The organism is Clostridium hydrogenum (assembly GCF_021432385.1).
In the GTDB taxonomy this organism is placed as follows: Bacteria; Bacillota; Clostridia; order Clostridiales; family Clostridiaceae; genus Clostridium_S; species Clostridium_S hydrogenum.
Genome location: NZ_JAEACT010000002.1, coordinates 1,958,835 through 1,985,766, shown reverse-complemented (window position 1 = coordinate 1,985,766; position 26,932 = coordinate 1,958,835). Strand labels below are relative to the sequence as shown.

The window sequence follows — 26,932 nt, the reverse complement described above, 5'->3', positions numbered from 1 at the left end:
GTGTTTTAAGAGTATAATTTGTGTAATAAAATAAAAATATAACAAAATTTTGTATAAAGGAGTGGAAATATGATATATAAAGATCTTAGAGAATTTATAAAAGTATTGCAAAATGAAAATCAGCTAATAGAAATTGAAGATGAAGTTATGCCAGAACCAGATTTATCCGCTATAGGAAAATCAGCTACAAATGTAGATAATGGACCTGCTGTGTGGGTGAAAAATATTAAAGGCTATAATAATAGTGTATTATTAAATGTACATGGTTCATGGCAAAATCATGCTCTCATGCTTGGGCTTCCCAAAAGTACCTCTGTTAAAGAGCAGTTTTTTGAATTAGATAAAAGATGGTCCAATTATCCTGTAAAGCCTGTGTGGGTTAATAACGCTCCTATTAAAGAAGTTACAATAACAGAAAATATTAATCTTTTTGATATACTTCCACTATTTAGAGTTAACAAATATGATGGTGGTTTTTATTTATCGAAAGCGCTTACAGTTACAAGAGATCCTGAAGCACCAGAGGATTTTGGAAAACAAAATGTTGGAACATATAGAATACAAGTAAAGGGAAAAGATTTACTTGGAATTCAACCGCTTCAATTTCATGATATAGCAGTTCATTTAAGAAAAGCAGAAGAAAGAAATGAAAAACTTCCAGTAGCAATATGTATAGGAAATGAACCAGTACTTAATCTTATGGCAAGCACACCTATAGAATATGCTCAATCAGAGTATGAATTTGCAGGAGCTTTAAAAGGAGAACCTATAGAACTTACTAAAAGCGAAAATGGATTAGATATTCCTGCTAGAAGTGAAATTGTGATAGAAGGATATATTATCCCTAGATCTAGAAAAATGGAAGGCCCTTTTGGAGAGTTCCCAGGAAGTTATTCTGGAGCTAGACTTCAACCAGAAATAAAAATAACTAGAATAACTCATAGAAAAAATCCTATATTTGAGAATTTATATATAGGAATGCCGTGGACAGAGGTTGACTATTTAGTTGGATTAAATACAAGCTTACCTCTTTATAGGCAGTTAAAAAGAGATTTCCCTGAAGTTGCAGCAGTTAATGCAATGTATACTCATGGAATCGGCGTTATAATTTCAACTAAATGTAGATTTGGGGGTTATGGAAAGGCAGTAGCAATGAGGCTTTTATCAACTCCACATGGAATGCCATATTCTAAAATTATTATTGTAGTTGATGAAACCGTTGATCCATTTAATCTTCCACAGGTTATGTGGGCGCTTACAACAAGGGTAAGACCAGATAAGGATGTTGTTCTTATTCCAAATGCACCTGGTATGCCGCTTGATCCTTCATCAGAACCTGCTGGAATGCATACAAAACTTATTATTGATGCAACTACACCAGTTGCTCCAGATGTGGCTAGAAAGGTAAATCCACTTGATCCACCAGAAGCGAGTGATTATTGGTATGATTATATGAAAAATTTAAGGAGGAATAAATAATGATTTGTCCAAGATGCGATTCTGAAAAAGTAGAACTATTAACAAAAGCACCTAAAGATGATGCTTGGGAAGTATATATATGCAAAGATTGTAATTTTTCATGGAGATCTACAGAAGATGAAGATATTACAAACCCAGAAAAGTACGATAAAAGATTTAAGATAAATCGCAATGATATAAGTTCCATCCCAGTAATGCCACCAATTCCAGAGCTAGTAAAGAATAAGGATTAGTGCTTATAAATGATAACGATAAATAAGGAAATAGGAAGAATAAAAATAAAATTGCAGGCTGTTAAAATGGGTGAAGATTTATGTGTAATCATAAGTGGCGGAAAAGAGCATATTGGTTCAATAACGTTTAGTTATGAGAAAGAGGCTAATACAATTGCCTTTGGAACGCATAAAGAAAAGTTTGTTACAGAAGCTGTTGGAGAGGTGTTAAATAGAAAGTATTCTCACAATTTTGTAATATGCTGCGGCATACATTTTGACAATATAACAAAAGAAGAGATAGAGTGTGTTAAGGATTTAGCACTTAAAGTTACAGAAGAATTGTGCTTAAAGATAAAACTAGAATAATATGTGCAGCAAGGAGTAGAGTATGAGAATTATAGTTGGAATTACAGGGGCTACAGGGACGATTTATGGAGTAAGGTTACTTGAAGCATTAAAAGGAATAGATGATGTTAAAGTATATCTTGTTATGAGCAAATGGGCAGAGAAAAATTTAGAAATAGAAACTAAATATACTTTAGAATATGTAAAAGGCTTGGCAGATTTTAATTGCGAGTATAGTGATTTAGCGGCTGGCATCTCTAGTGGATCCTTTATAACTGAAGGAATGGTAATTTTACCCTGCAGTATGAAAACCCTGAGTTCTATTGCAAATGGATTTGATGATAATCTTATTTCAAGGGCTGCTGGTGTTATGATTAAAGAAAGTAGAAAGTTAGTTTTGTGTCCAAGAGAGACTCCATTAAGTCCAATACATTTAGAAAATATGCTTAAATTATCTCAAATTGGTGTTAAGATGATGCCTCCAATGCCAGCATTTTATAATAAACCACAAACCATAGACGATATAATAAACCATCATATAATGAAGATACTTGACCAGTTTGGAATTCCGTATGATAAGGTTAAACGATGGAAAGCTTGATGGCGGTATGATATAATAATTGGTGGATTTTAAGGATAGATTAGCTAATATAATTAGGGGTTGTGGTAACTAGATGAAGTTCTTGTATAAATTTACATTATTGCTTGGTATTCTAATTTTTTTAAGTTCTAGCATTCAATTTGCAGTATTTAACAAAGTTTTTATTTCTAATACAAATTCGCTATTGTTAAATATTAATGAAAAAGCTTCAGAAAATGTTAGTATGCAGCTTGTGGAGAATTTTAAAAAAATCGAAAACTATTTAAAAGCTGTTGCTGCAGATGAAGAAATAAGAGGAAATAAAGAACTTCTTAATAAAATTAACGATATTATTCCAGAAGTAGATGTAGTAACCGTGCTTAATTCAAGAGGAGATATTATGCAGCTTGTTGGTAATGAATATAGTCCTGATGTTTTAAATTTGTCAGATAGGGATTATTTTAAAAAAGCCATTCAGGGGAAAACCTATATCAGCAATGTTTTTATAACGCACAGAGGATCTAAGGTAGTTGCAATATCGGTTCCAATTGTAAAAAATAATAAAATTGATGGTGTTGTTGTTGGAATTGTAAAGTTACAGAGAACTTCTTTAGCATCAATGTTTGATAACAAAGAGTTTGGTGAAAATGGTTATATTTCTGTTCTAGATAGTAAGGGTTATGTTGTTTATCATCCTAATAAGGCTAGGATTGGCAAGAAAGCTGTAATTTTTAACAATTTACGTGAGAAATCAGGCACTGTAATTACAAAGGATTATACAGATACGGATCAATTTGTTGGTTATTGTAAAGTTCCTAATTTAAATTGGTATGTAGCAGTCATTACACCAACGGCGGGGGTAGTTAGAAATAAAAATATTGTGAACTATGAAACGATGTTTATGGCGATTATATTAAGTTGCTTGATTATTTTACTTAGTGCATATGCAATAAAACGTTATACTAAGCCGTTAGATAAGCTTATATACTCATTTAATGCTTTAAAAAATGGAAATTATAGAAAGATTAATTCATGCAATTATAAGAAAGAATTTCATGAAATGATTCGAGTTTATAACAATGCAATAGAAACTTTAGAAGAAACCCATAATGATCTAGAAGAAGTTGCTGGCAGTGATCCATTGACAGGTGCTTATAATAGGCGTGCATTTAATAATTTTATTACAATTGTGAAGCAAGAAATAAATAATAATACTTTACAAAGCTTGGGGATTGTTTCATTGGATGTAGACCATTTTAAGAAATTAAATGATACAGGTGGACATTTAGCTGGCGATAATATATTAAAAAAACTCACTGAAATAATGAAAGAAATTGTGGGAGAAAAATTTGTATTTCGTTTTGGTGGAGATGAATTTGTAGCTATACTTAGAGATGTTTCAAGTGAAAAGTTATTATCAGTTGCAGAAGAAATTCGATTGAAAAGTGAAGCTTCTTTGGAGGGATGTACTGTTAGTATTGGTGTAGCTGAATTTCCTAAAGATGCATATTCTATGGATGAATTGCTAGAGCTTGCTGATAAAGCTCTTTATGTAAGTAAGAAAAGTAGAAATAAAGTAACTAGTATAAAAAAATTGGTTAAAAGTAACTTAAGATTTTAGGGGGCGTAATATCCTCTAAAATCTTATTTTTGCCTATGTTTTAAAGTAAATTTTTAAAGTAAATTTTATCATTATTCATGTTTATAAATGCCTGTTTAATAAAATGTTTGGAGTCTATTATTTTATCAGAATATTGCTTGATTCCGTAGTTTAAGATGCAGAAATTATTATTTTTATATATTTCAAATGTGGTTTTGTTAAATTCTTTTTTTATTTTGTTTGCAACACTCATGACATTTTTATAATTAGTATTGTTCAGTGCAAGTATGAATATATTTCCAGTATAGCGTCCAGCCCAGTCATTTGGAGTTACTAGGTAATTTGAGAGGATATCAGCAAATTTTTTAAATATATAATTAATTGAAATATGATTAAAAATATTTTTTTCTTGATTAACATTTTCAATTGTAAATAAAATTATGAATAAAGATTTTTGGTTGAGAATACTGCTGCGCATATTTATATCAAGTTTTTTCCCTATGTAAATTCTACAGTATAGGCCAGTTACTATATCTTTTTTATTTAATAAAAAGTTTTCGCTATCCTTTAAACAAATCTTAACTTTTTTTTCATCCATATCAATTAAAAATTTATTAGAAACATTTTTTTTCAATTCAACAATGTAGGTATTTCTTTCTGAAGTTATTGGAATATCTATCATCAAAAAAGTATTTTCATCTTTATCGTATAGTTTGAAAATTGTATCATTCTGTAAATATGCTTTTATATAAAGGGCATTATTACAGTAAGTAGTTTCTCTTTCAATTTTACAAATTTTGTTTATACAATTAGTATTACCTTCAGTATTAATATTAATTTTTTTATGATTAACGGGGTCTATAATACATGCACTATCGAATAAATTAGAAAGCATGGAAAGCTTAATGCTAATATTTTCGATTAAAGCGTTAGAAGTTTTATCAAAAGAATTATAGTCTTTTTTTGAAGTGAGTTCATTTCCAAGAGCTTTTCTAAATTCATTTGGAGAAAAACCAGTAAATTTTTTAAAAATTGATGCAAAATGATTTTGATAGTTAAAACCAACTCTTTGTGATATATCCAAAATGGTTATATTAGTATTGATTAATAAATATTTACTCTTTTCAATTCTAATTTTGTTAATATTGTCTAAAAGGCTTAGTCCTGTTTCTTTTTTTATTTGCTTTGATAAGTAAAACGTACTTAGCTTTGTATGCTCTGCAAGCATTTTTAATGTGATTTTTTCTGAATAATGTTGATATATATAATTTATGGTCATTCGAATATTTTTTGAATATGCACCTTTTAGACTTTTAGAAACAATATCAGTAAGTTTAAGTAACATTTCCTCAATTAGCTTATAAATATCGTTTATATTTTGTAAATTTTCAACCTTGCATATATAAGCATCGGTAGTATTTATTACTTTTTCATATGGAGCTTTTGAGTCAATTGCTATATAACAGGCTATAGAACATAGTTTAATAAAGTTATTTTTTAATGAACGTATAAACTCTAAGTCATATAGTCTATAAAGATCTAAGCTGCCAGCAGTGATTTTATGCAAGGTTTTAGCCAATAATTCTGTATTTCCAGTTTTTATTAAAGATGTTATATCAAAAAAAATTGAAAACCGAGTATTATCTTTTTCTATTGGTAGAATTGAAAAATTATAATTATTATTAGGCATTTGATAAGGTTTCTTAATTTTTGTTTTAGTATTTGAACCGCATAAAATTTGTTTTATATCATTTTGAAAAATAGTTTTTGAAAGTTCATATAGAATATTTCCAATAGGTGTAATTGCAGAATAATCGATTATTGGCAATTTTAATATTGTATTTTCTAAGTTTTTTTTATCTTTTAGTGACAGAATTGAAGAATTAAGTATTGTTTCAAGCTTTTTTTTATTAAAAGGTTTTATTAAAATTGGTTCTGTAACAAAAGCCCCCATATACGCATTATCTTTAATTGCAAATGCAATATTAAATATAAAGTTATTTGGCAAAACATATGTGTGAAAAGAAGATTCTTTTATTGGAGTTTTTGAAAAAGCTTCTGCTAGATACGCCGATATTTCATTCATACCTAAAACAGAAAAATTATAGGCTGTTTTCTTTTCAGGGAAGCAGGTTATAAGGTTTAGATTAGTATCTGAGAAATTTAGTTTTATACCAGTGGATTTGTAGAAAGTATTTAATATACTATGTATTTTAATATTATTCATATTTATAATTAGTCCTTTCCTTATTTAAATAGATTTTGAAAAATATATTAAATATCGAGGGTAATTTGATTTTTTTTAGCAAAAAATAAAATTTGTGACAATTTAATATCATTTATAGCAATTTTTTATCTATTACTTTCGTTTTTATATTATAAAATGTTCTAGTGTCATGCATTTTGGTAGCGTTACTATTATGAATAAAAATTACAAGGGGATGAAAATTGTGAGATGGTTTAAAAATATTAAAATATCAAAGAAACTGATAATAGCTTTTGTTTTAGTTGCTTTATTAGCGGGAGTTGTTGGAACAATAGGCTTGCTTAATATGAATAAAATTAATTCCAATGCAATTTCTATGCATGACTATAATTTAGCTTCAATAAGGAGTTTAACTAAAATAAAGGAAAATTTTTCTGATGTACGTGCTGATTTATTAAAGGTTGTATATCAAAAAAATGCTAATGAAATGGATAGTATAAAGAGTGAAGTTAATAGCTTATTTTTGAGCAATAACAATCTTATAAATACCTACGAAAAATCATTACTTGCACAATCTGAAAAAACTTATTTTTGGGATTTAAAAAGTAAATTTGCTTCTTATGAGGAGCTAAGTAATTCTTTAATTAAATATGTATATGAAGGTAATGATGCCGCTGCTGAAAGTGCTTTTTCTAAGCTATCTACAATAAGAAAAAAAATATATTCAGATATGGATAAATTAATAAAAAGCAATGAAGATCAAGCGGATAAAGCGTATGGCCAAAATAATTTAACTTATAAAAATTCTTTATTTACTACAGGAGTTATAGTGGCAGTAAGTTTTATAATAGCTATTTTATTAGGTGTATTTATAGCAGCCATTATTTCAAAACAAATTAAAGAAGCTCTTTCTTTTGCTGAGGCACTTGGAAGGGGAGATCTAACAAAATCCATTAAAGAAACTTCAAAAGATGAAATTGGTAATATGCTAAGAGAATTAATTAATGCAAAGGACAATATAAAGAAACTTATAATTGAGATAGTTAGCAGTACAAATGATATAAGTGCTGCTAGTGAGGAACTTTCTGCAACTACAGAAGAAATATCAGCAAAGATGGATGCAGTAAATGAAGCAGCAGGCCAAATATCTGATGGTGTTCAAGATTTAAGTGCAACTACTGAGGAAGTTAGTGCTTCTGCTGAAGAAATAAATGGTACAGCAGATTTAATTTTAAAAGAGGCAGACTCAGCTGCGACCTCAGTAAATGAAATAACAAATCGTGCTGTAAAAATAAAGAATGAAGCAGCAGAAAGTATACAAAAAAGTAGGGCAATTTATGATGAAAGTCGCTCAAATATTTTAAAGGCAATTGAGAATTCTAAAGTTGTAGCAGAGGTAAAAACCATGGCTGATTCTATTGGAAGTATTGCTGGACAAACAAATTTAATTGCTTTAAATGCTGCTATAGAAGCTGCAAGGGCTGGCGAACATGGAAAAGGGTTTGCTGTAGTTGCTGATGAAGTGCGTAAACTTGCAGAGGAATCAGCTGAAGCTGTCAGTAAAATTCAAAATATGGTATTACAGGTTGAAGAAGCGGTTAAAAATCTTTCACAAAGTGGTCAAGGGGTATTAGAATTTATTTCAGACAATGTAAAACCTAATTATGAACTTCTTATGAATACAGGAGTTCAATATGAAAAGGATGCTGAATTTATGTTGAAGCTTATTAAAAAATTTGAAGCATCCTCAAGTCAAATGAATGAAGCAACGGTTCAAATAAATAGTGCTATGCAGAATGTATCAGCAGTAGCAGGTGAGTCTGCTAATGGTACAGAGGAAATAGTGGGAAGCGTTCATGAAGTTACGGCGGCAATTACTGAAGTGGCAAAAGCTTCTCAAAGTCAAGCTGAACTTTCTGAAAGACTTACTGAAATGATACAAAAATTTAAAATATAAAAGGACCAAGTAATAGTGCTTTGGAATATTAAAAAGAATCTATAAATCTAAGGTAGAAAAATCACAAAATCCTAAGATATTTCAATAACTCGCTAAGCAAATGCAAGTATAGATTGAAATGCCTTAGGATTTTATAAATCATGAAATTATTGACACAACAATGATTGTATGATAGCATAACATGTGTTATGTAGAATGAGGGTGATTGTGATAGGTAATACACTTGAAACAAGAGAAATGTTATTAGATTCCGCAAAAAAGGAATTTTTAAAAAAAGGTTTTGAAAAAGCATCATTAAGGACAATATGCAAAAATGCAGGATTGACTACTGGTGCATTGTATTTTTTCTTTAATAACAAGGAAGATGTATTTGATTGTCTTGTAAAAGATATTGTTGTAGAACTTAAGAGTATGCTTTGCAATTTTTCACAAAAAGAAAAGCTTGAATATAAGAGTGCGTTAAACAATGAGAGAGACAACAACTTTCAATTAGATATAGAAGATGAAAAAGAGGTTATGAAATATCTATATACTAACAAAGAAGAATTTGTTCTATTAATTAATAAAGCACAAGGATCTCCATATGAGAATTATTATCATGAAATAGTTGGATTTTTGGAACAGTTATTTGATGAGTTTTTTCAGTTATATTATGACAAAGAAATTGTTGATTCAAAGACTGTCCAATATGCAATTCATAACATGGTTTCCTGGAAGATTAATTCTTATATTGAAATATTGAAAAACAGTTTAACACTAGAAGAAGCGATGATACAAGCTGAAATAATAGCAAAGTATGCAATTGGCGGCTTTCAGAATGTAATAAAGAGCATAACTTAAAGTAGAGTGAAAGGTGAATTTACCTTTCGATTCACTTAGATTAAACTTGAAATTTGTTATTTTTAAGTTTCAAGATATTTCATTAGGTCCACAACATAACAACTGTTATGTAAATATAAAAAGGAGATGTTCTTATGTTTTTACAAATCAAGAATATTAATAAAAGTTACGGAGGAGGCCAAAGCTTTATAAAAGTTTTGAATGATGCTTCAACAGATATTGAAGAAGGACAAATGTGTTCCATTTGTGGGCCGTCAGGTTCTGGCAAGTCAACTTTCTTAAATGTTATAGGTGGAATAGATACAGTTGATTCGGGAAGTATATTAATTGATGGAAAAGAGATTGTAAAGTTAAGTAAAAAAAACAGAGCATTATATAGAAGAGATTACTTAGGATTTATTTTTCAGTTTTATAATTTAGTATCAAATTTAACAGTACGTGAAAATATTTTAGTGTGTGAATATCTAGCAAAGGAAAAGTCCTTAAATGTAGATGAGTTAATAGAGCTATTGGGGCTGAAAGGACATGAAAATAAGTTTCCTTCACAGCTTTCTGGGGGGCAGCAGCAAAGGTGCGCAATTGCAAGAGCATTAATAAAAAACCCTAAGCTGCTTCTTTGTGATGAACCTACTGGGGCATTGGATTCAAAAACTTCGGGAGAAATACTTACGTTACTTGAAAATGTTAATGAAAAATATGGTACAACCATGCTCATTGTAACACACAATGAAGGCATTAATGATATGGTACATAAAGTTATACGAATTAAGGATGGCAAAATTGCTAAAGATTATATAAATGAAAAAAGGAAGCATGCGGCTGAACTAGATTTGTAATTGAAATAAAGATAGGAGATTTACTATGATATTAAATAAGAGAATATTAAGAAATTTAAAAAGTAATTTTACAGGATATTTTATAATATTTCTTTTAGTAATAATGAGCGGATTCCTTGTTGTATCTTTTGGCGGTACAACATATACCGTTAGGAATTCAGTTCAAAAATCCTGGAAAGCAAGCAATGTGGAAGACGGCGAATTTGTATCATATAGTCCAATTTCAAATGAAAATCTAAATAAGCTTAAGAATAAGGGTGTAAAGATTGAAAAAACATTTTATATGGATATTGAAGCTAACAATGGTTCAATTGTAAGGATATTTAAAAATCGAGATGATATTAATAAAATTCAAATTATTAATGGAAAAGGAAATCCTAAAAATAATGAAATTGAACTTGAATATACTTTTGCTAATTTTATGAAGGTTAAAACAGGCGATGAGTTCACTATAGGTAAAGATAATTTTATGGTTAAAGGGTTATGTTCTGCAGCGGATTATGCCCACCGTGTAGCTAACATTTCTGACACTGGAACAGACGCTAAATTTGGAATTGCCTTTGTATCAAGTGATACCTTTAATAAGATTGTGTCAAATAAAAAATATGGTAAAAAGTTGGTATATAATTATACATACTTATTGCATGGTAAAATGACAGATGCTCAACTAAAAAATTGGTTAAAGAAATTGAAAATTGATCAATATATGGACAAGACAATGAATTATAAGCTTCCAGTTTTAAAATCATTTCAGGCAAGAGAAAGCAATTCAAGGATAATTGGTATTATAAAATACAATGAAAGTATGTTATCCTATGCAATTATGGCAGGAATATTGCTGACAGTTATAATTGCATATATATTAGCAGTATTTGCATCAAGCAATATTGAAAAGGAAAGCACAGTTATAGGAGCAATTTTTGCATTAGGTTATTTGAAAAAGGAACTTATTAGGCATTACATGATATTACCTATTATTATAGTTATGATTGGATCTGTTGTGGGAACTGTGCTAGGTATTAATGGAATTACATGGTTTGTAGCAACATCTTATTCATATCCACCGTTAGTTCCTACAGTAACTCAAGGACTTATAACATACAGTATTGTGCTTCCAATAATATTAGTAAGTGCAATTAACTATTTTATATTAAATCATGAACTAGGACAAGAACCACTCAGTATGATGCGCAATGAGAAAAAGGCAGGTAAAATTTCAAATATTAATTTGCAGCGATTCAAATTCATTTCCATGTACCGTATTCGTCAATTATTAAGAGAATCTAGGAGCTACCTTATAATGTTCTTTGGAATGGGAGTTGCAATTATTTTTATGATGCTTGGCTTTGCACTATATGGAACCATAAACCATTATGCTTCTAAAGTATCACAGGACATGGAATATAAAAACATGTACATTTTAACAAATCCTCTTCAAAAACAGCCTAAGAAAACTGAAATTGGACTTACAAATGGTTATACTATATTTAGTAATCAAGCAGGAACCGATATGGATGTTGTCTTACAGGGAATAAAAAGTAAAAGTAAATATTTTAATTTTTCAAACAAACTTAAGAATAATGATAATTTAATATATGTTTCAGATTCTGCCGTTGTTAAATTTGGATATAAGGTTGGAGATAAGGTTACGCTTACAGATAAACTCAATAATAAAGATTATACCTTTACCATTGCTGGTGAGGTGCCTTTTAAAAACGGCATTTACTTCTTTATGAATATTAATGCTATGAGAAAGCATTTTAATATACCAAATGATTATTACAATACGTTATTTTCTAATGAAAAAATAAAAGTTGATGATAACATGCTTATAAATACAATTTCAAGAACAACCGTAGAGCAAACAGCACAATCATGGTTAAAGGACGCAAAGAAATATATGGTGATGTTTTTTATAATATCAATTATAAGTTTTGTGTTAGTAACGTATCTTCTCATGAGAAACATATTGGATAGGGCGACTTTTGGAATATCGCTTATTAAAATATTTGGTTTTAATAAAGGCGAAATTAAAAATATGTATTTAGGTAGTGCTAAATATGCTGTTATTGCAGCTCTCATAATATTTATTCCAATTTCAGCAGTATTAATGAATTATGCAATACCATCACTTAACGCTGCTATGAATTCAGGAATGGCTAATTTTATATATCCCATTACCTACGTTATTATTATAGCAATTACTTTTGTAACGTATTTTGCAGTAATGTTTATTTTTGATAAAAAAATTGATGGAGTAGATTTAGCAGAAATACTTAAAAATAGAGAATAAATAGGGGGGGCTGCCGCACTAATGGTATTTAATATGTAATTTTTAAAATATGAAGGACATAATATGACATGCAGTTGTCAAAATAAAATGCTATAATGAGTGTACTTAAAAGTGTTTGGAGTGATTATATGGACAATTGTGCATGGCCCGGAAAAAATGAAATAATGCAAAAATATCATGATAAAGAATGGTGTGTACCAAGTTATGATGATACATATATATTTGAAATGCTTTCACTGGAAGGAGCTCAGGCAGGATTATCATGGAATACTGTGCTTTCTAAAAGGGAGGAGTATAAAAAGGCTTTTAACAATTTTGATATTGTGTATTGTTCAAAGTTAAGTGATGAGGAGCTTGAAGAAATAAGGCAGAAGTATTGTGTGATTAAAAACAGATTAAAGCTTAAATCCGTAAGAAGCAATGCACTAGAAATATTAAGGGTGCAAGATGAATTTGGAAGCTTTTCTAACTATTTATGGAACTATGTAAATTTTAAACCAGTTATAAACAGCTGGAAAACTGACGCTGAGGTTCCGGCAGAAAATGAATTATCTCAGAAAATTAGTAAGGATTTGAAGAAAAGAAACTTTAAATTTGTTGGGCCTCTCATAATTTACTCATTTATGCAGGCAATAGGGATGATTGATGATCACATAATATCATGTAAGTATCATTCTTTCTAAATCAGAGTACAGTTAAGGTTGATTTACCTTTCCTTGCGTCAGGTAAATCAACCTTAACTGTACTTTGTACTCCGTACTCTGAATTAAATATCCGCTGTATTTTTTAACAAAGTACACAGCATTTCAACGGCTTGTTCTATATATGAATCGGCATTTTTAATAGAATCATCATAGAGAATTTGATGGCAAACATCATCTATTAGAACATTGCAGTAGTGGAGAAATATATTTGAAGCTTCTGCGTTTTTAAATGGAATGTCCAATATATTTAATATATTCATTGTACGTTTCATGCGCATTTTGGAATTTTCTTTTTCTAATAAGGCAATATCTTTATCAAGAAGCTTTAATGCTGTCATATCATCATGGAATAATTTTGAAAAATTGTGATAACTCATCATGGCTTTAATAAATATTTTAAATATATTTTTTACATTTTCAATGTTTTTAAAGTCCAATTTTTTATTTTCTTCCCAAAAACTTTCAGTAGGCTCAAATATATTTTTTCCTATCCTATTTGAAACCTCAATATAAATATCTTTTTTATCTTTAAAATATGTGTATACAGAACCTGTAGCGATATTGGCTTCCTTAGCAATATCCGTAGTAGTTGTATTAAAATAACCTTTTTCATTAAAAAGTTTAAAAGCAGCTTCAACAATTCTTTCATACTTTTCAAGAGATCTTTTTTGCGTTGGCTTTTTTATCTTTTTTTCCATCACATTGTATTCCTTTCACTATAGATAAACCGGTTTAATTACCAAAATAAATTGGTTTATCTTTAAAAATAGGAGCTTTTTTTATTTTATAGCTTATATAAATTTAAATCAAGACCTATTGACTTAATTAAATTATAATGCTAACATAAAACTTGAAATTGAATTCAACTTCAAGTTTTTAAAGTTATTATATTTCGTGTAGATAAATCATTTCAAGTTTCAATGTGGTTTATCTTTAAGAGAGGAATGGATTAAATTATGAAAAAATCACAAAAAATTTTAGCCTTTATATCAATAGCTATAGCATGTTTTTTAACGGTATTAGATAGTACTATAGTAAATGTGTCGCTTCCAAGTATGGCAGCTTATTTTAATACCGATACGACAGGAATATCCTGGGTGAGTACAGCATATTTAATTGCTTTTTCATCATTGCTTATTAATTTTTCAAAAATAGCAGACATATATGGAAGAAAAAAATTATTTTTAATTGGTCTTGTTTTATTTGGTATGGCATCAATATTTTGTGGACTTGCAAATTCTTTAAATACGCTAATAATTTTTAGAATTATCCAAGGAGTAGGGGCAGCAATACTAACTCCTCTATCTATACCACTAGGAATTGAGATTTTCGGAAAAAAGGCAATGGGTAAATTAGCTGTTATTGTTGGAATGACTATATCTATTTCTGCTGCTTCTGGTCCTGTTATTGGTGGAATTTTAAATGAGTATTTTAATTATAGAGCTATATTTTATGTAAACACACCTTTTGTCATCATTGCATTTATACTTGGAGCACTATACGTAAAAGAATGTTATGATGAAACTATAGAAAAGAAAATAGATTTTATGGGCTGCATTCTTTTAGCAGTTGGTTTAGGTACTTTAACTTTTTCACTTGTAAAAGGAAATGATTATGGTTGGAACAGCACCAAAATTATTGCCATGTTTATAATTTCAGCTGCAGCTATAATTGCTTTTGTAATATATGAAATGAAAATAAAAAATCCAATGATTGAATTTAGTTTATTTAAAGTTAAAAGTTTTACGGCTTCAATAATTTTAATAGCGGTATTTTTCTTCGCCTATATGCCAGTAGCTTATTTGCTTAACTTTTATTTTGAAAATACACTTGGATATTCAGTTTTAAAGGCAGGTTTAATGATGGGAATTCCAAGTGTAGCTGCACTTATATCTGCACCACTTTTGCCGCTTATAGCTAAAAATATTTCGGATAGAGTAGTGTCCTTTGTATCTATACTTATAGTGGCTTTTGGAAATCTTATGTTTGCATTTATGAATAAGGAAAATCATATGACAATAATCATTACTTCATTTATTTTACTTGGTATTGGTGTTAGAATCACAACATCACTTTATCAAACTGCTTACGAAGAAATATCAAAGGATAAAAATGCTATGGCATCTGGAATACAAAACAGTTTAAGACAATTGTGTGCATGCATTGCAATAGCATTGGTATCAACTCTTAGCAGCAATTTTACAACTACTGCAATTCAAAATACAAAGGATAGAATATCAGCAGAAATAAACAAAAGTACAGTTCTTGAGGCACAGGTGAAAACTTCCTTTAATGATAAAATAAAGGCTTCTAATAGCAAGAATTCAACCGGTTTTTCAAAAGCAGCTGTACACAGCATATTTCTTAGCAATGAAGTATCAGTATTAAAAAGCGTACCTGATAAAATGAAAAATACTGTGATTAAAAATTTTAAGGTTCAAGAAAAGGAAGTAGATAAAATAATTGATGACGGTTCAAAAATTAAAGAAGAGGAAAGTTATAAAGTTTATAATAAATGTTTTTTAATAACTGGAATTATAGCAATGCTTGGATTTATAGCTGTACCTTTTAATAAAAAGAGGGAAAGAAGTAAAGTTATTAATGAAGAAGCTGTGAATGCTTAAATATTGCGAAGCAAAGTGTAGTGCAAAATCAAAAAACCTTTGGTAGGCGTAGAAAAATGATGTTAGTGAATAGCGGCTCAAAATCCTAAATAAAATTAATAAAACTAAGCGGCAAATTTTTTAAAGCTTAAGAGCTTTCGATAACTCGCAAAGATTAGCTCAGACAATCTAAAGCTCTAAAGCTTTAGAAAATTTCCCACTAAGTTTTATACAATTTTATTTAGAAATTTTTTCACCACTATTCCCTAACATCATTTTTTTCCTACACCTACCAAAGGTTTTTGATTAATCCACTACATCTTTGTTTCACAATATATAATTGTTATTTAACAACCTAATAAAGTAAACTTAATGATTTCAGTAATAAATATTGTTTCTGTACTACACCAAAATTCCGTAGGCCACTTAATATTTTTGATTAATTCATGTCTTTGAAATGGAGCATTAGAAATTAATGATATAGGTTCAAGAATCTTAATGGGCTTACGCCCAAGCCTCTGGTATGTGTTCTTTCCTTAAACAACTGTAAATGCGAAGTAAGTGTAGTTCAGGATGGTTTAAATAAAATTTTAATAAAACTTAGAGTGAAATATTTAAAAGGCTTAGATTTTTCAATTGTCTGAGCGTCCAGCGAGTTATTGAAACATCTTAGGCTTTTAAATATTTTGCTCTTAGTTTTATTAATTTTATTTAATATCCTGGACTGCACTTACTTCGCAATATTTTTATGTTGTAATTAAATGTTTTTTAGTGAAATAATGTAAAGAGAAGATAAAAACATATGACTTGTGTTTGGAAAATTACATAGTTTAATGTATAATTGTAGTAGTTTTGAGTAAAAAAGTAATAATGGAAGAAGGGGTTTTATGAAATTTAAATTTAGACAACCTCAGTTGTACAGATTTTTGGAATTTTGTAATGAGGAAGGATTAGAAAAGACTATATTAGATTGTGGAGCAGGAGGGAATATGCCGCCGCTTGCAGTTTTTTTAGAACATGGATACAAGACCTATGGAATTGAAATAAGCGATAAGCAAATAAAAAGGGCTGAAGCCTTTTCAAAGGAAAATAAGGTTGAACTTAATATTGCTAAAGGGGATATGAGAAAACTTCCTTTTGAAAATGAGTCATTTAACTATGTTTATTCTTATAATAGTATTTTTCATATGAAAAAAGAAGATATTAAAGTAGCTGTAAATGAAATAAAAAGAGTATTAAAGCCAGGGGGAATTTGCCTTATAAACTTTCTTTCTATAAATGATGAGGATTATGAAAAAGGTGAAAAAGCAGGGGAAGGCGAATACTTTAGAATTGAAGATGGTGAAAAGGTCCTACATGCTTATTATGATATTAATGAAGCAGAGGAACATTTTAAAGACATGAAAATATTGTTTAAGGAAAATAGGATTTTGGAAAGAATATATGAGGGAGAAAAAATAAGACAAGGATACATTGATTATATAATAAAAAAATAATGGAATTAAACCAAAGTACGAAGTACAAAGTACAGAGTACAAAGAAGGATGATTTACCTTTCGCGCTGCTCAGGTAAATCTTAAACTTATATGTTGTCAGCTTCCATGAACAACATTAGGAACGCGATTGCGTAAGCAATCAAAAAATAAGTTATAAGATTTTCTATAGCAAGGCTGAAGAAAATCATCCTTCACTGTACTCTGTACTCTGTCAACTGTACTCTGAATAGTTGTTTTTTATAATTACCATACTGACGGAATGAGTCTATATCGTGTTTTTAAGCAGTAATCGCTGTAGCCGTCAAGTTCCTTTAAGAGAGTTTTTTCTTCACCCTTTATTCTAAATACAAGTATAGGTATTATGAAAAGTATAGGTATTAGTGAAAAATAAGATCCAAGTGCAAGCGGCATAAAGAGAGACATAATTAGCATTCCAGTGTACATTGGATGACGGACTATTGAATAAGGACCTGTTGTAATAACCTTCTGCTTGTTTTCTACCTGAATAACTGTTGAAGCATAAGTGTTTTCTCTAAAAACAAAGAAAATAAAGATGTATGCTGCAAAAAATATTAAATTTGATAGAATTATGAGCAATACTGGTTCTTTAGACCAGTTGAAACGAAAATCTATACCAGGAAGAATAAAACCTATAAAATATAGTTTTAAGAATGCTGGAGTCTTTACAGTTTCCTTTTCTTTAGTTTTTGATCGTCTAGACAGAAACTCAGGGCTTTTTTTAGTAAAATAAACTGCAATAAAAAAAGTTATTAAAGAAAAACCTATCCATAAAATCCATGCCTGCCAAAATTTGAGTGTGCCTGCCGGTAAAAATAGAATAAACCACATGATAATCATAATAATTATTGGAAATATATAAACTTTGGCGTTTGATTTATTAGTATCATTTTTCATTTGTATTTCCTCCTTTGTAGTTGAGATATTTTTGTATAAGCTCTCTATGTTTTCTTTGAGCAGGTGAAAGATAATCATCTGTAAGTGTATTAAATAAGTTTTCATAGGGTATTTTGAAACCAGATTGATTGCATAGTCTATCTTTAAGAAAAGGTATTGATTTTATAAAATCGGAGCCTTCTTTTGCCAAAGCTTCAATCTCTGGATCATCGTAAGAAAGTTCTTTTAATTTAGCAAGACGTTTACCAAATTGTAATGCTATTTTATATTTTTCCGGGTGCAGCTTAAAATATTCCGCTATTTCTATAAAATTGTCTTTATAATCTTTATCCCATTTAAAATCTTCTATAATACCAAAAACATTACGCTGCTGTTCAAAAAGTTCGTTATAACCATAGAGTTGTTTTTCAACTTCAGTAGTTTCTAATATATTGGTAATCATTTTAAAGGCTTCGGATTCAAAGGAAGCTTTTTCAATAGTTACTGTCTGGTGCTTTAAAATTGTCTCTATTTTAGATAATTGTTCTTCAATGCGTCTTTTTTCTTTTAAAAGATCAGCTTGCAACGCTGTTAGAACCTCATTTAAGTTGGTTTGCTCTTTTGCATCTACTAATATTTCTTTTATTTGCTTTAAATCTAAGCCTAAAGTTTTTAAGTGTTTGATCATTCTCATTCGTGAAAGTTCTTCTGCTCCATATAAGCGATAACCGTTAGCTGAACGTTTAGGTTCCTTAAGTAAGCCAATTTTATGATAGTATAAAACAGTTTTTAAGGTGCTGCCAGTTAATTTAACGAAATCGCTGATTTTAATTTGGTTATCCATTTTCACCACCCCTTCTTTGCTACATTATAAACTAAACCCTTGGGGAGGAGTCAAAGGAAATTTAATTAATAATTGTAATAATTTTTATAGATTTTAATTATATATTAAATAATAAGGAACTAAAACTGGTATATCTTTAGATAAACCAGTTCAACTACCAAAATCAATTTGCATCAAAATGCCAAGAAGACGGCATTTTGATACAAATTAATTTTGAAGTTTCAAGTGGTTTATCTTTAAATCAATGTAAAGGAGTTTTATATGCGTAATAGACAATTTTTCTGCTGTCCATACTATCTTAAACAAGTCCAATATCGTTCTTATATTAGTGCAAAGTCTAGAAATAAAGTACAAAAATTTGCGCCTTTTAGTGGTACTGTAATTAGAATTGAAGATTTCTATCCTGATGAAAGTGCAAGTGCTGGTTGCTACAAATTAATGTCGCTTGAAAACAAGAATAAGGAACCTGTAAACTTTGTAATATGGCCTCAAACTTATTTTGTTGATCATGAAGTCATAAAGGTTGGGGATAAAGTAACTGGATTTTATGATGCAAATGCACCTGCTATTCTTATTTATCCTCCACAGTACCCTGCAATTGTTATGGCAAAAAATAAGAAATATCAAAATGTTGTTGTTGATTATTTTAATAAAGACCTTGTAAGTAGTAATGGAAATTTAAAATTAAATATTGCTCCAAATACGAAGGTAATACTAACAAATAATCAGCCTTTTAGTAAATATCCTGGAAATAGAAATCTAGTTGTTGTTTATGGAAGTACAACAAAGAGCATACCAGCACAAACTACCCCGGATGAAGTGATTGTTTTGTGTTAGAGAAATACCATTGTGAATTGTGCATCGTGAACTGTGAATTGAAAAATATTGCTGTCAGGATAAACTTGGAATTCTCAATTTTAATGTTCCAGATTGTCTATCTATAGGAGCATGTGAAAAATGTAGGTATTCTTTTTTATGAGCCGCTCATAAGGCTTTATGTGCGGTATAATAAAACCTATAGAATACCTTTTTTCACATCCTCCTATAGTTGAATATTTTTTTAGAAGTCGTAGAGTAAAATCTGCGGCTTTTAATTTTGTGCAATTAAAATAAATATAAAATTTTACATAAAAATAGGCATATTTAATGTGCTGGTAACGTTTTTTTTATTATAATTAGTATTAAAAAAGTAAAAAGTAAATATTAATTATAAAATTCTTAATATAAATAAATTTAAACTTATTAAATATATAGCTGCTCAGCTATAAAAATTAATTTGCATAATAATATCCAAAAGACGACATTTTGGTACAAATTAATTTTGAACTTTCACATAGAATATCTTTGAAAAGCCTAGAAGTTTTATGGAAATTTTAATATTATAAAACTAATACTTGAAAATTACATATAAGGTAACAAAAATGATACAAATATTAAAAAAGTGTTATAAAATTGAAAAAAATGTTGACTTATGTATTTAATATAAATATAATTTAAACATAGAAATTAAGTAATTAATAAATTTTACAAAATACGATTGGCACAATCTTAAATTTTGATTTATTTTTGCATATATAGTGAAAAATAAAAAAGTAAAAAAAATAACTGTATTTAATATGGTTTTGTATTTAGGAGTAGGTATGAAAAAAAATAAGATTAAGCTATTTTGTATACCACATGCAGGAGGATCAGCTGCTTCATATTTTAAATTAAGGGAATGTATTGGAGATAGTATGGAAGTGATACTTATAGAATTGGCTGGTAGAGGAAAAAGGTATAATGACAAATTTTATGACAGTATAGATGAAGCTGTGAAAGACGTATATAAATCCATAAAAGATGATATGGATTGTGAATATGCTATTTTTGGGCACAGCATGGGGAGTCTAATTGCTTATGAATTGGTACATTATATTAAAAGACTAAAAGGAAAACTTCCCATAAATGTTTTCTTTTCTGGAAGAAAAGCACCGAATGTTATTTATGAAAATAATTTTATCCATAAATTGCAGGATGAGGAGTTAAAAAATGAAATTTTACAGCTTTCAGGAACTCCTAAAGAAGTTTTTGAAAATAAAAGAATTTTCGATAGTTTTTTACCAATTTTGCGAGCAGATTTTAAAATTTGCGAAGAATACAAGTATAAGGAAAAGCAATCTAAACTGGATTGTGATATTACAATATTAAATGGAACTATGGATAACATTAGAATAGGAGATATAGCAGCATGGAAAATGCACACAAATAAAAAATGCAGTATTTATTTTTTTGAAGGTGGTCATTTTTATATAAATGATAATTGGGAAAGTATAAGTAAAATTATATATAAAACTATATTTGGAGGGTGATAAATATGTCAACGAATAAATTATTAAACATCACAAAGTCTGTATTTGATATTATTTCTGAGATAACAGGACATCCAGTAGAAAATTTAGAAACGGATATGTTTTTAGAAAGTGATTTGGGTTTTGATTCCATTAAAATGATAAACTTAATGAACAGCCTAATGAAGTTAGTTCCCAAGGAAGATATACAAGCCTTCACAGAAAAATATTCTATTTCATCGCTTATGACTTTAGATACTATTGGAGAAATTATAAACGTATTTGAAACCTGGAATTCCAGTAATGAGGATGAAGTTAAGTTAAATAATGTAGATGAATTGGATATGAAAGAAACTGAAAAACTAGAAATATTAAACTCACAATATCCATTTTTAGCTTCATACTTTGCAGTGGGAACTATGACAATTTGTTCAGGGGTGAAAATATCTGGAGAGCTTAATTTAGAAGTTTTGCAGGAGAGCTACACTGAAATTATAAGAAATAATATCACTTTAAGGGCATACTTTAAAGCTGATGAAACTGCAAGTTCATTTGAAGATTATGAACAATTATTATACGAAAAAGAAAGCTCGCCCGAAATTGAAGTTTATGATTTTCAAAATTTAGACAAGAATGCACAAGAAGAGGAAAAATATAAATTTATTAGAAATACGATTAATACAAAATTTTCTATTTTTCAATGGCCCTTGCATAAGGTTAGTTTAATTAAAACAAAAGTATCAGAATATGAAGTGATATTTTCCAATAATCATCTTATTGCAGACGGATTAGGAAATCAGGAAATTGTAAGAGAACTTTTGGAAGTATATAGTGCAAAGCTGTCAAATAAAGAAAAAATATGTAATAGAGATATTACTGCAGCAAGGTATAACGAACTAGTAAAAAACATAAATTCATATTCTGATTTAGAAACTAATGAAAAGCTTAAAGAATATTTAAAAAAGCAGGGTAGGGAAAAGTATTTTTTTAATCCGTTAAATTTAAACAAGAATGTTTTGGACAAGTTTGCAAAGGTAGATAGTGTAAAATATTGGATTGATGAAAAGACTTTACATGGCTTGAATGAAACCGCAAGAAAGTTTAGGGTATCGTTATTTACTCTTTTGGTAAGCGCATATGTGAAGACTGTAGTAAAAATACAAACAGAGGAAGAAAACCTTATTTTAAATTTACCAACAGGAGGTAAAAATTATCCTGGTATGGATTTAGATAAGCAGATAGGTTGTTTTGCGCAAAATATGGCCATTAAATTTTCTAATATAGGAAAGTATGATGATATTGAAACTGTAGTAAAAAAAGTGAACAGTGAAACTAAAATAATATTGACAAGCGGTTTTGATAGGGAACAAGTTAATAATGCGGCTAGAGAGCTTAAGAATAAAAAAATGTTAGAAAATGGGCAAATGACAGAAATCACAGCTTCATTTATTAGATCAAGTTTAAAGTCAAATCTTTATATGTCTTTTATGGGAAACACAAAAATTTCAGAAAATTATAATAGCATAAAAGTTATAGATTATGAAGCCTATACAGGAACTAATTCTGGCGCTATAGATAATATTTTAGAAATATTTCAAAATAGATTATTAATTTCAAGCAATTATGATAGTTTGTTTTTTGATAGAAATTTTATTGAAAAATTGATTGGAAGTTTTATAGAAGAATTAAAAGAAGTAAGTCAAAAGAAAGATGAATTTAAAACTTTAGGGACAGTAAAAAATTATAATCATGATACGGCTAAAAAGGTATGCGACATAATTAATGAAGTTTCTAAGGTAAATGTTAAAGAAAGCGATTTTGAAAGTGATTTAGAAGCACAATTTGGAATTGACTCTTTAGAAAAAATTAGAATTATTACAAGAATAAATAAACAATTTAAACATATAAATAGAGACAATTTATTTGATTGCAGATCTATAAGTGAATTTGCTGTAGTAATAGATAGTAATGCAAACATAACCATGGATACAAAAAATGTAATTGAAAAAGAAGAAGAAATAAAATTGCCTTTCGTAAAGATAATGAAACAATGCTCAGAAACCCCAAATGCGCCTGCTGTTAATTTTATGAATGATGAGTTAAGTTATGGGAAATTAGACGATTTATCTAATAGACTTGCACATTACTTAAGAAAGCAGGGAGCTAATAGAAACAATTTAATTGGAATTATGACATTGCCGGGACCACTTATGCTGGTTGGAATGCTTGGGATATTAAAATCAGGAGCGGCATATGTTCCTATCGACCCAAATTACCCAGCTGATAGAATCAAATATATTTTGAATAATTCTGATATAAAAATTTTGATATCAGAACAAGAGTTAAAGGATGATATTTTAGGTATACTAAAAAATAATGAAATTTTGGAAGGCGTTGTATTTTTAGATGATGGAGATTTAATAAATGAGCCGGTTAATTTTGTCCAAGTTCAAAGCCATATTTGGAGAGACTATTCAAATGAAGCACCAATCGTTATAAATGAGCCAGAAGATTTGATGCTAGTTATATATACATCAGGTTCAACGGGAAATCCCAAAGGTGTAATGCTTACTCATGAAGGGTATATGAATAGGTTAGTTTGGCATCAGAAGTTGTTTAAGTTAAAACCAAAAGAAAGAGTTGCACAAAGAACCTCTTGCTGCTTTGATATATCTATTTGGGAATTATTTTGGACACTTATGTATGGTGGAACTGTATGCCCAGTAAGAAAAAACATAGTAAGAAATCCTTGGAAACTAGCTCAGTGGATGATAGATTTAAAAATTAATATTATGCATTTTGTTCCTTCACTATTTGGAGAATTTGTAAATAGTATAGAGGATGAGGAGTATGAATTTAAGGATTTAAGATGTCTAGTGTATAGTGGAGAAGCTTTGCCAATGTCATTTATTCAAAAATGGATAGATAAATATGGGATGAAAACAAGTTTAACCAATCTTTATGGTCCAACAGAAGCATCAATTGATGTAACCTACCATGTCATAGATAGAAGACCTGGTTCTATGGGAGAAACTTCTATACCTATAGGAAAACCTATAGATAATGTATATATTTTAAGTTTGGATGAAAATATGCAGGAGGTTAGTAATGGTGAGACTGGCGAACTATGGATTGGAGGCATACAGCTTGCTAAAGGTTATTTAAATAATAAAGAAAAAACAGAGGCAGCATTTAAGCCTAATCCTTTTAAGCATATACCTGGCAAATATCTTTATAGAACAGGTGATTTAACAGTAAAAAATGAAAATGGAAGCTTTGACTATCATGGTCGCATAGATAATCAAATAAAAATAAGAGGCTTTAGGGTTGAGCTTGGAGAGATTGAAGCTGTATTGGATTCAAGTCCTAAAATTAAAGAAGCAGCTGTGGTTGCTGTTAATTATAAGGATAATCAAAAAAGATTAGTGGCGTTTATAGTAGGAGAAAAAGTCAGCGATAACGATATAAAAAGTTTAGTTGCAAGCAAGGTGCCTGAGTATATGGTACCACATAGTATAAAATGGATAGAGGAACTTCCTAAAACGCCAAATGGAAAAACTGATAGAAAGGCTTTAATAAAGCTTATAACGGATTCCAATAAGTCTGAAAAGACAGAAGATTCAAATAATAGTAAAGAACAAATACTTCCATTAGCACCAGCTCAAAGGTGGCTTATGAGTTATTTTGATTATCCATATGAGTGGGCAGGATTTACTAGATTCAAATACAAAGAAAATTTAGATTTTGGAGCTTTTAATAAAGCCTTAACCTTATTAAGCCACAAACATGAAATTTTAAGATGCAAATTAGATAAGCAAGGCAATAAATGGGTTCAAAAAATATTACCAAGTGAAAGTATGGAAGTTACTGCTGAATATTATGATGCTTCAAATGGTGAAATTGGACAGAAAGAAAATAAAATACAGGAACTAATAATCAGCAAAATAAATGAATTAAGATTTGATAAATGGCCTTTGTGGAAGACAATAGTTATTAAAACAAATGAAAATGAATATGATATTTCTGTTGTTGGACATCATTTAATATCTGATGTAATAACTAATAAATTATTGTTTGAGGATATATGGAAATTTTATTCAAAGGTACTTTTAGATGGAGAAATATCACCAAAGGTAGAATCTAAAACCTATAGTGACTTTATCAATACTTTAGAGTTAGAAAAAAACAATAAGGAGAATGAGTTTATAGAATATTGGTTAAATAAATTTCCTAATGAAGAAGCTGCTTTTAATATTTCCTATGATTTTGACAAAGGAGCAAATTTAGAGAAAACAAGTGATATAAAGAGCTTTACCCTAGATGAAAAATTAACTTCTACATTGCTTGGGCGTGCAAAGAAATATTATAAATCCAATGTTTATAGTATGCTGCTTGCACCACTTTATAAAAATTTTTCTGAAGCTAGTGGGAAAAATCAAGTTGTAATAAGTCACAGGGTTCACGGAAGAAATTTAAATGAAAAAATGTACTTTGATACTGCTGGCAATTTTGCAATAAATTTTCCGCTTTCCTTAGATCTAGGTGACGTAAATGGTTATGAAGGAATAGTAGCTAAAATTCAAAAAGAATTTGAAAGTGTTCCACTAAACGGATGCAGCTATGATTTAGTAGCTGAGAAATTGCCATTTTATATGTATCCTGATTCAAAATTAACAGCTGTAAGGGCAAATTATCTTGGAAATAGACAGCTAGTAGATTACGAATCCTTTGAATTCTCTAAGGAAAATTTTGATAAAAGATTTTCAATGCCAAATCAAAAAAGAACAGTAATACTAGAATTTTTCTTCTATATAGAAGCTGGCAAAGTTGTACTTGATTTAGAGTACTCAAAAAATCTATTTAAGGCTGAAACAATAGAAAAAATGGGGAAAGATTATATAAACTCACTTACTAATTTAATTTCACAGGTAAAGCCTTCTGTTAAAGAAAATGAAATAAAAGAAAATAAAGAAGATAAGGTAGTATTAATTACTGGTGGAAGCAGGGGAATAGGAAAAGAAATAGCAGTTTGTATGGCTGAAAAATATAAAACGGTGGCTATCGTTGGTAGAAATAATGAGGATTTGCTTAAGGTAGCAAAGGAAATTGAAAAACGTGGAAGTGTGCCTTACATAATAAAGGCTGATATAACTGATTTAGAAAAAATAAAAAGTGAGATTAATGATTTAGTTAGTAGCTTTGGCAAAATTGATATATTAGTTAATAATGCTGGCATTACCAAAATGTCAACTTTAATTGAAACAGATCCAAAGGATTGGATAAACATAATTAATACAAATCTTATAGGAACATATAATTTGTGTTTTGCTGTTGCACCGTACATGGTAGAAAGGCAAGAAGGAAAAATAATAAATATTGGTTCTGATTCTTCTTTAATTGGATATCCACTTATGACTGCATATGCTGCTTCAAAGCATGGTATTTTAGGTCTTACTAAAGCGCTATCTGAAGAATTAAAATTGAAAAATGTACAGGTTAATGCAGTTTGTCCAGCATTAGTTGCAACAGACATGGCGCCAAGTGCTCTTAAAAATAGTGCCATTGCACCAATAAAGGTTGCAAAAATAGTTATGTTTTTGGCTTCTAAGGATGCCGATTGCATAACGGGAGAAGCAATTCAAGTTAATGGAAGACAAGATATGTATTGGTTTGGTTCAAAGCAGATGGACATGCTAAAAAGGTTTATATAATG

The 26,932-nt window shown here is 29.4% G+C and carries 19 protein-coding genes; 15 read left to right on the top strand and 4 right to left on the bottom strand.

Annotation, left to right across the window (positions count from 1 at the left end; all coding sequences use genetic code 11):
* Positions 1–69 precede the first annotated feature (69 nt).
* The 5 genes from CUEA01_RS08985 (at position 70) to CUEA01_RS08965 (ending at position 4,240) form a co-directional block, all read left to right on the top strand.
* Positions 70–1,479, top strand: a complete 1,410-nt coding sequence (locus tag CUEA01_RS08985) for a non-oxidative hydroxyarylic acid decarboxylases subunit C (protein ID WP_234121307.1) — start codon at positions 70–72, stop codon at positions 1,477–1,479.
* Positions 1,479–1,712: a non-oxidative hydroxyarylic acid decarboxylases subunit D gene (locus CUEA01_RS08980; RefSeq protein ID WP_235699823.1), complete on the top strand. Its 234-nt coding sequence runs from the start codon at positions 1,479–1,481 to the stop codon at positions 1,710–1,712. Before CUEA01_RS08985 ends, CUEA01_RS08980 begins: the two co-directional genes overlap by 1 nt.
* A 9-nt stretch (positions 1,713–1,721) precedes the next feature.
* The gene (lpdD, locus tag CUEA01_RS08975; protein ID WP_234121306.1) at positions 1,722–2,060 is read left to right on the top strand and encodes a prenylated flavin chaperone LpdD; all 339 of its coding nucleotides are present in this window, start codon (positions 1,722–1,724) and stop codon (positions 2,058–2,060) included.
* Between the two features lie 22 nt (positions 2,061–2,082).
* The gene (locus CUEA01_RS08970; RefSeq protein WP_234121305.1) at positions 2,083–2,640 is read left to right on the top strand and encodes a UbiX family flavin prenyltransferase; all 558 of its coding nucleotides are present in this window, start codon (positions 2,083–2,085) and stop codon (positions 2,638–2,640) included.
* Positions 2,641–2,713: 73 nt separating this feature from the next.
* Complete coding sequence (locus CUEA01_RS08965) at positions 2,714–4,240, top strand: sensor domain-containing diguanylate cyclase (protein WP_234121304.1); 1,527 nt, start codon at positions 2,714–2,716, stop codon at positions 4,238–4,240.
* A gap of 40 nt (positions 4,241–4,280) precedes the next feature.
* Here CUEA01_RS08965 and CUEA01_RS08960 read toward each other — a convergent pair whose 3' ends face one another.
* Complete coding sequence (locus tag CUEA01_RS08960) at positions 4,281–6,446, bottom strand: helix-turn-helix domain-containing protein (RefSeq protein ID WP_234121303.1); 2,166 nt, start codon at positions 6,444–6,446, stop codon at positions 4,281–4,283.
* Between the two features lie 223 nt (positions 6,447–6,669).
* Here CUEA01_RS08960 and CUEA01_RS08955 point away from each other — a divergent pair, with 223 nt between their 5' ends.
* The 5 genes from CUEA01_RS08955 (at position 6,670) to CUEA01_RS08935 (ending at position 13,034) form a co-directional block, all read left to right on the top strand.
* On the top strand, positions 6,670–8,382 hold the full coding sequence (locus tag CUEA01_RS08955) for a methyl-accepting chemotaxis protein (protein WP_234121302.1): 1,713 nt from the start codon (positions 6,670–6,672) through the stop codon (positions 8,380–8,382).
* A gap of 207 nt (positions 8,383–8,589) precedes the next feature.
* Positions 8,590–9,222 carry a TetR/AcrR family transcriptional regulator gene (locus tag CUEA01_RS08950; RefSeq protein WP_234121301.1) on the top strand — a complete coding sequence of 211 codons (633 nt, stop codon included), beginning with the start codon at positions 8,590–8,592 and terminating at the stop codon, positions 9,220–9,222.
* Between the two features lie 134 nt (positions 9,223–9,356).
* Positions 9,357–10,058, top strand: coding sequence for an ABC transporter ATP-binding protein (locus tag CUEA01_RS08945; protein ID WP_234121300.1), 702 nt, complete (start codon positions 9,357–9,359; stop codon positions 10,056–10,058).
* Positions 10,059–10,083: 25 nt separating this feature from the next.
* Positions 10,084–12,351 carry an FtsX-like permease family protein gene (locus CUEA01_RS08940; protein WP_234121299.1) on the top strand — a complete coding sequence of 756 codons (2,268 nt, stop codon included), beginning with the start codon at positions 10,084–10,086 and terminating at the stop codon, positions 12,349–12,351.
* A gap of 128 nt (positions 12,352–12,479) precedes the next feature.
* A complete protein-coding gene (locus tag CUEA01_RS08935) occupies positions 12,480–13,034 on the top strand; it encodes a DNA-3-methyladenine glycosylase I (RefSeq protein WP_234122152.1) in 555 nt (184 codons plus the stop codon).
* Positions 13,035–13,117: 83 nt separating this feature from the next.
* Here the strand turns inward: CUEA01_RS08935 and CUEA01_RS08930 are convergent, their stop codons facing one another.
* Positions 13,118–13,753, bottom strand: a complete 636-nt coding sequence (locus CUEA01_RS08930; protein WP_234121298.1) for a TetR/AcrR family transcriptional regulator — start codon at positions 13,751–13,753, stop codon at positions 13,118–13,120.
* Positions 13,754–14,011: 258 nt separating this feature from the next.
* On the opposite strand from CUEA01_RS08930, the gene CUEA01_RS08925 reads away from it, so the two are divergent.
* Together CUEA01_RS08925 and CUEA01_RS08920 are read left to right on the top strand one after the other, a co-directional pair.
* The gene (locus CUEA01_RS08925; protein ID WP_234121297.1) at positions 14,012–15,679 is read left to right on the top strand and encodes an MFS transporter; all 1,668 of its coding nucleotides are present in this window, start codon (positions 14,012–14,014) and stop codon (positions 15,677–15,679) included.
* 866 nt (positions 15,680–16,545) lie between these two features.
* Positions 16,546–17,154, top strand: a complete 609-nt coding sequence (locus tag CUEA01_RS08920) for a class I SAM-dependent methyltransferase (RefSeq protein ID WP_234121296.1) — start codon at positions 16,546–16,548, stop codon at positions 17,152–17,154.
* Positions 17,155–17,397: 243 nt separating this feature from the next.
* Here the strand turns inward: CUEA01_RS08920 and CUEA01_RS08915 are convergent, their stop codons facing one another.
* Together CUEA01_RS08915 and CUEA01_RS08910 are read right to left on the bottom strand one after the other, a co-directional pair.
* Positions 17,398–18,069, bottom strand: a complete 672-nt coding sequence (locus CUEA01_RS08915; RefSeq protein WP_234121295.1) for a methyltransferase family protein — start codon at positions 18,067–18,069, stop codon at positions 17,398–17,400.
* A complete protein-coding gene (locus tag CUEA01_RS08910) occupies positions 18,059–18,892 on the bottom strand; it encodes a MerR family transcriptional regulator (protein ID WP_234121294.1) in 834 nt (277 codons plus the stop codon). The genes CUEA01_RS08915 and CUEA01_RS08910 overlap by 11 nt, the downstream gene beginning before the upstream one ends.
* 261 nt (positions 18,893–19,153) lie before the next feature.
* Between CUEA01_RS08910 and CUEA01_RS08905 the strand changes: the two genes are divergently transcribed.
* From CUEA01_RS08905 to CUEA01_RS08895, 3 genes are all read left to right on the top strand, one after another.
* Entirely contained in the window at positions 19,154–19,729 is a 576-nt protein-coding gene (locus tag CUEA01_RS08905; RefSeq protein ID WP_234121293.1) for a hypothetical protein, read from the top strand.
* 803 nt (positions 19,730–20,532) lie between these two features.
* Positions 20,533–21,240 carry a thioesterase II family protein gene (locus CUEA01_RS08900; protein WP_234121292.1) on the top strand — a complete coding sequence of 236 codons (708 nt, stop codon included), beginning with the start codon at positions 20,533–20,535 and terminating at the stop codon, positions 21,238–21,240.
* A 5-nt stretch (positions 21,241–21,245) separates the two neighbouring features.
* Complete coding sequence (locus CUEA01_RS08895; RefSeq protein ID WP_234121291.1) at positions 21,246–26,930, top strand: non-ribosomal peptide synthetase; 5,685 nt, start codon at positions 21,246–21,248, stop codon at positions 26,928–26,930.
* Positions 26,931–26,932: the final 2 nt, after the last annotated feature.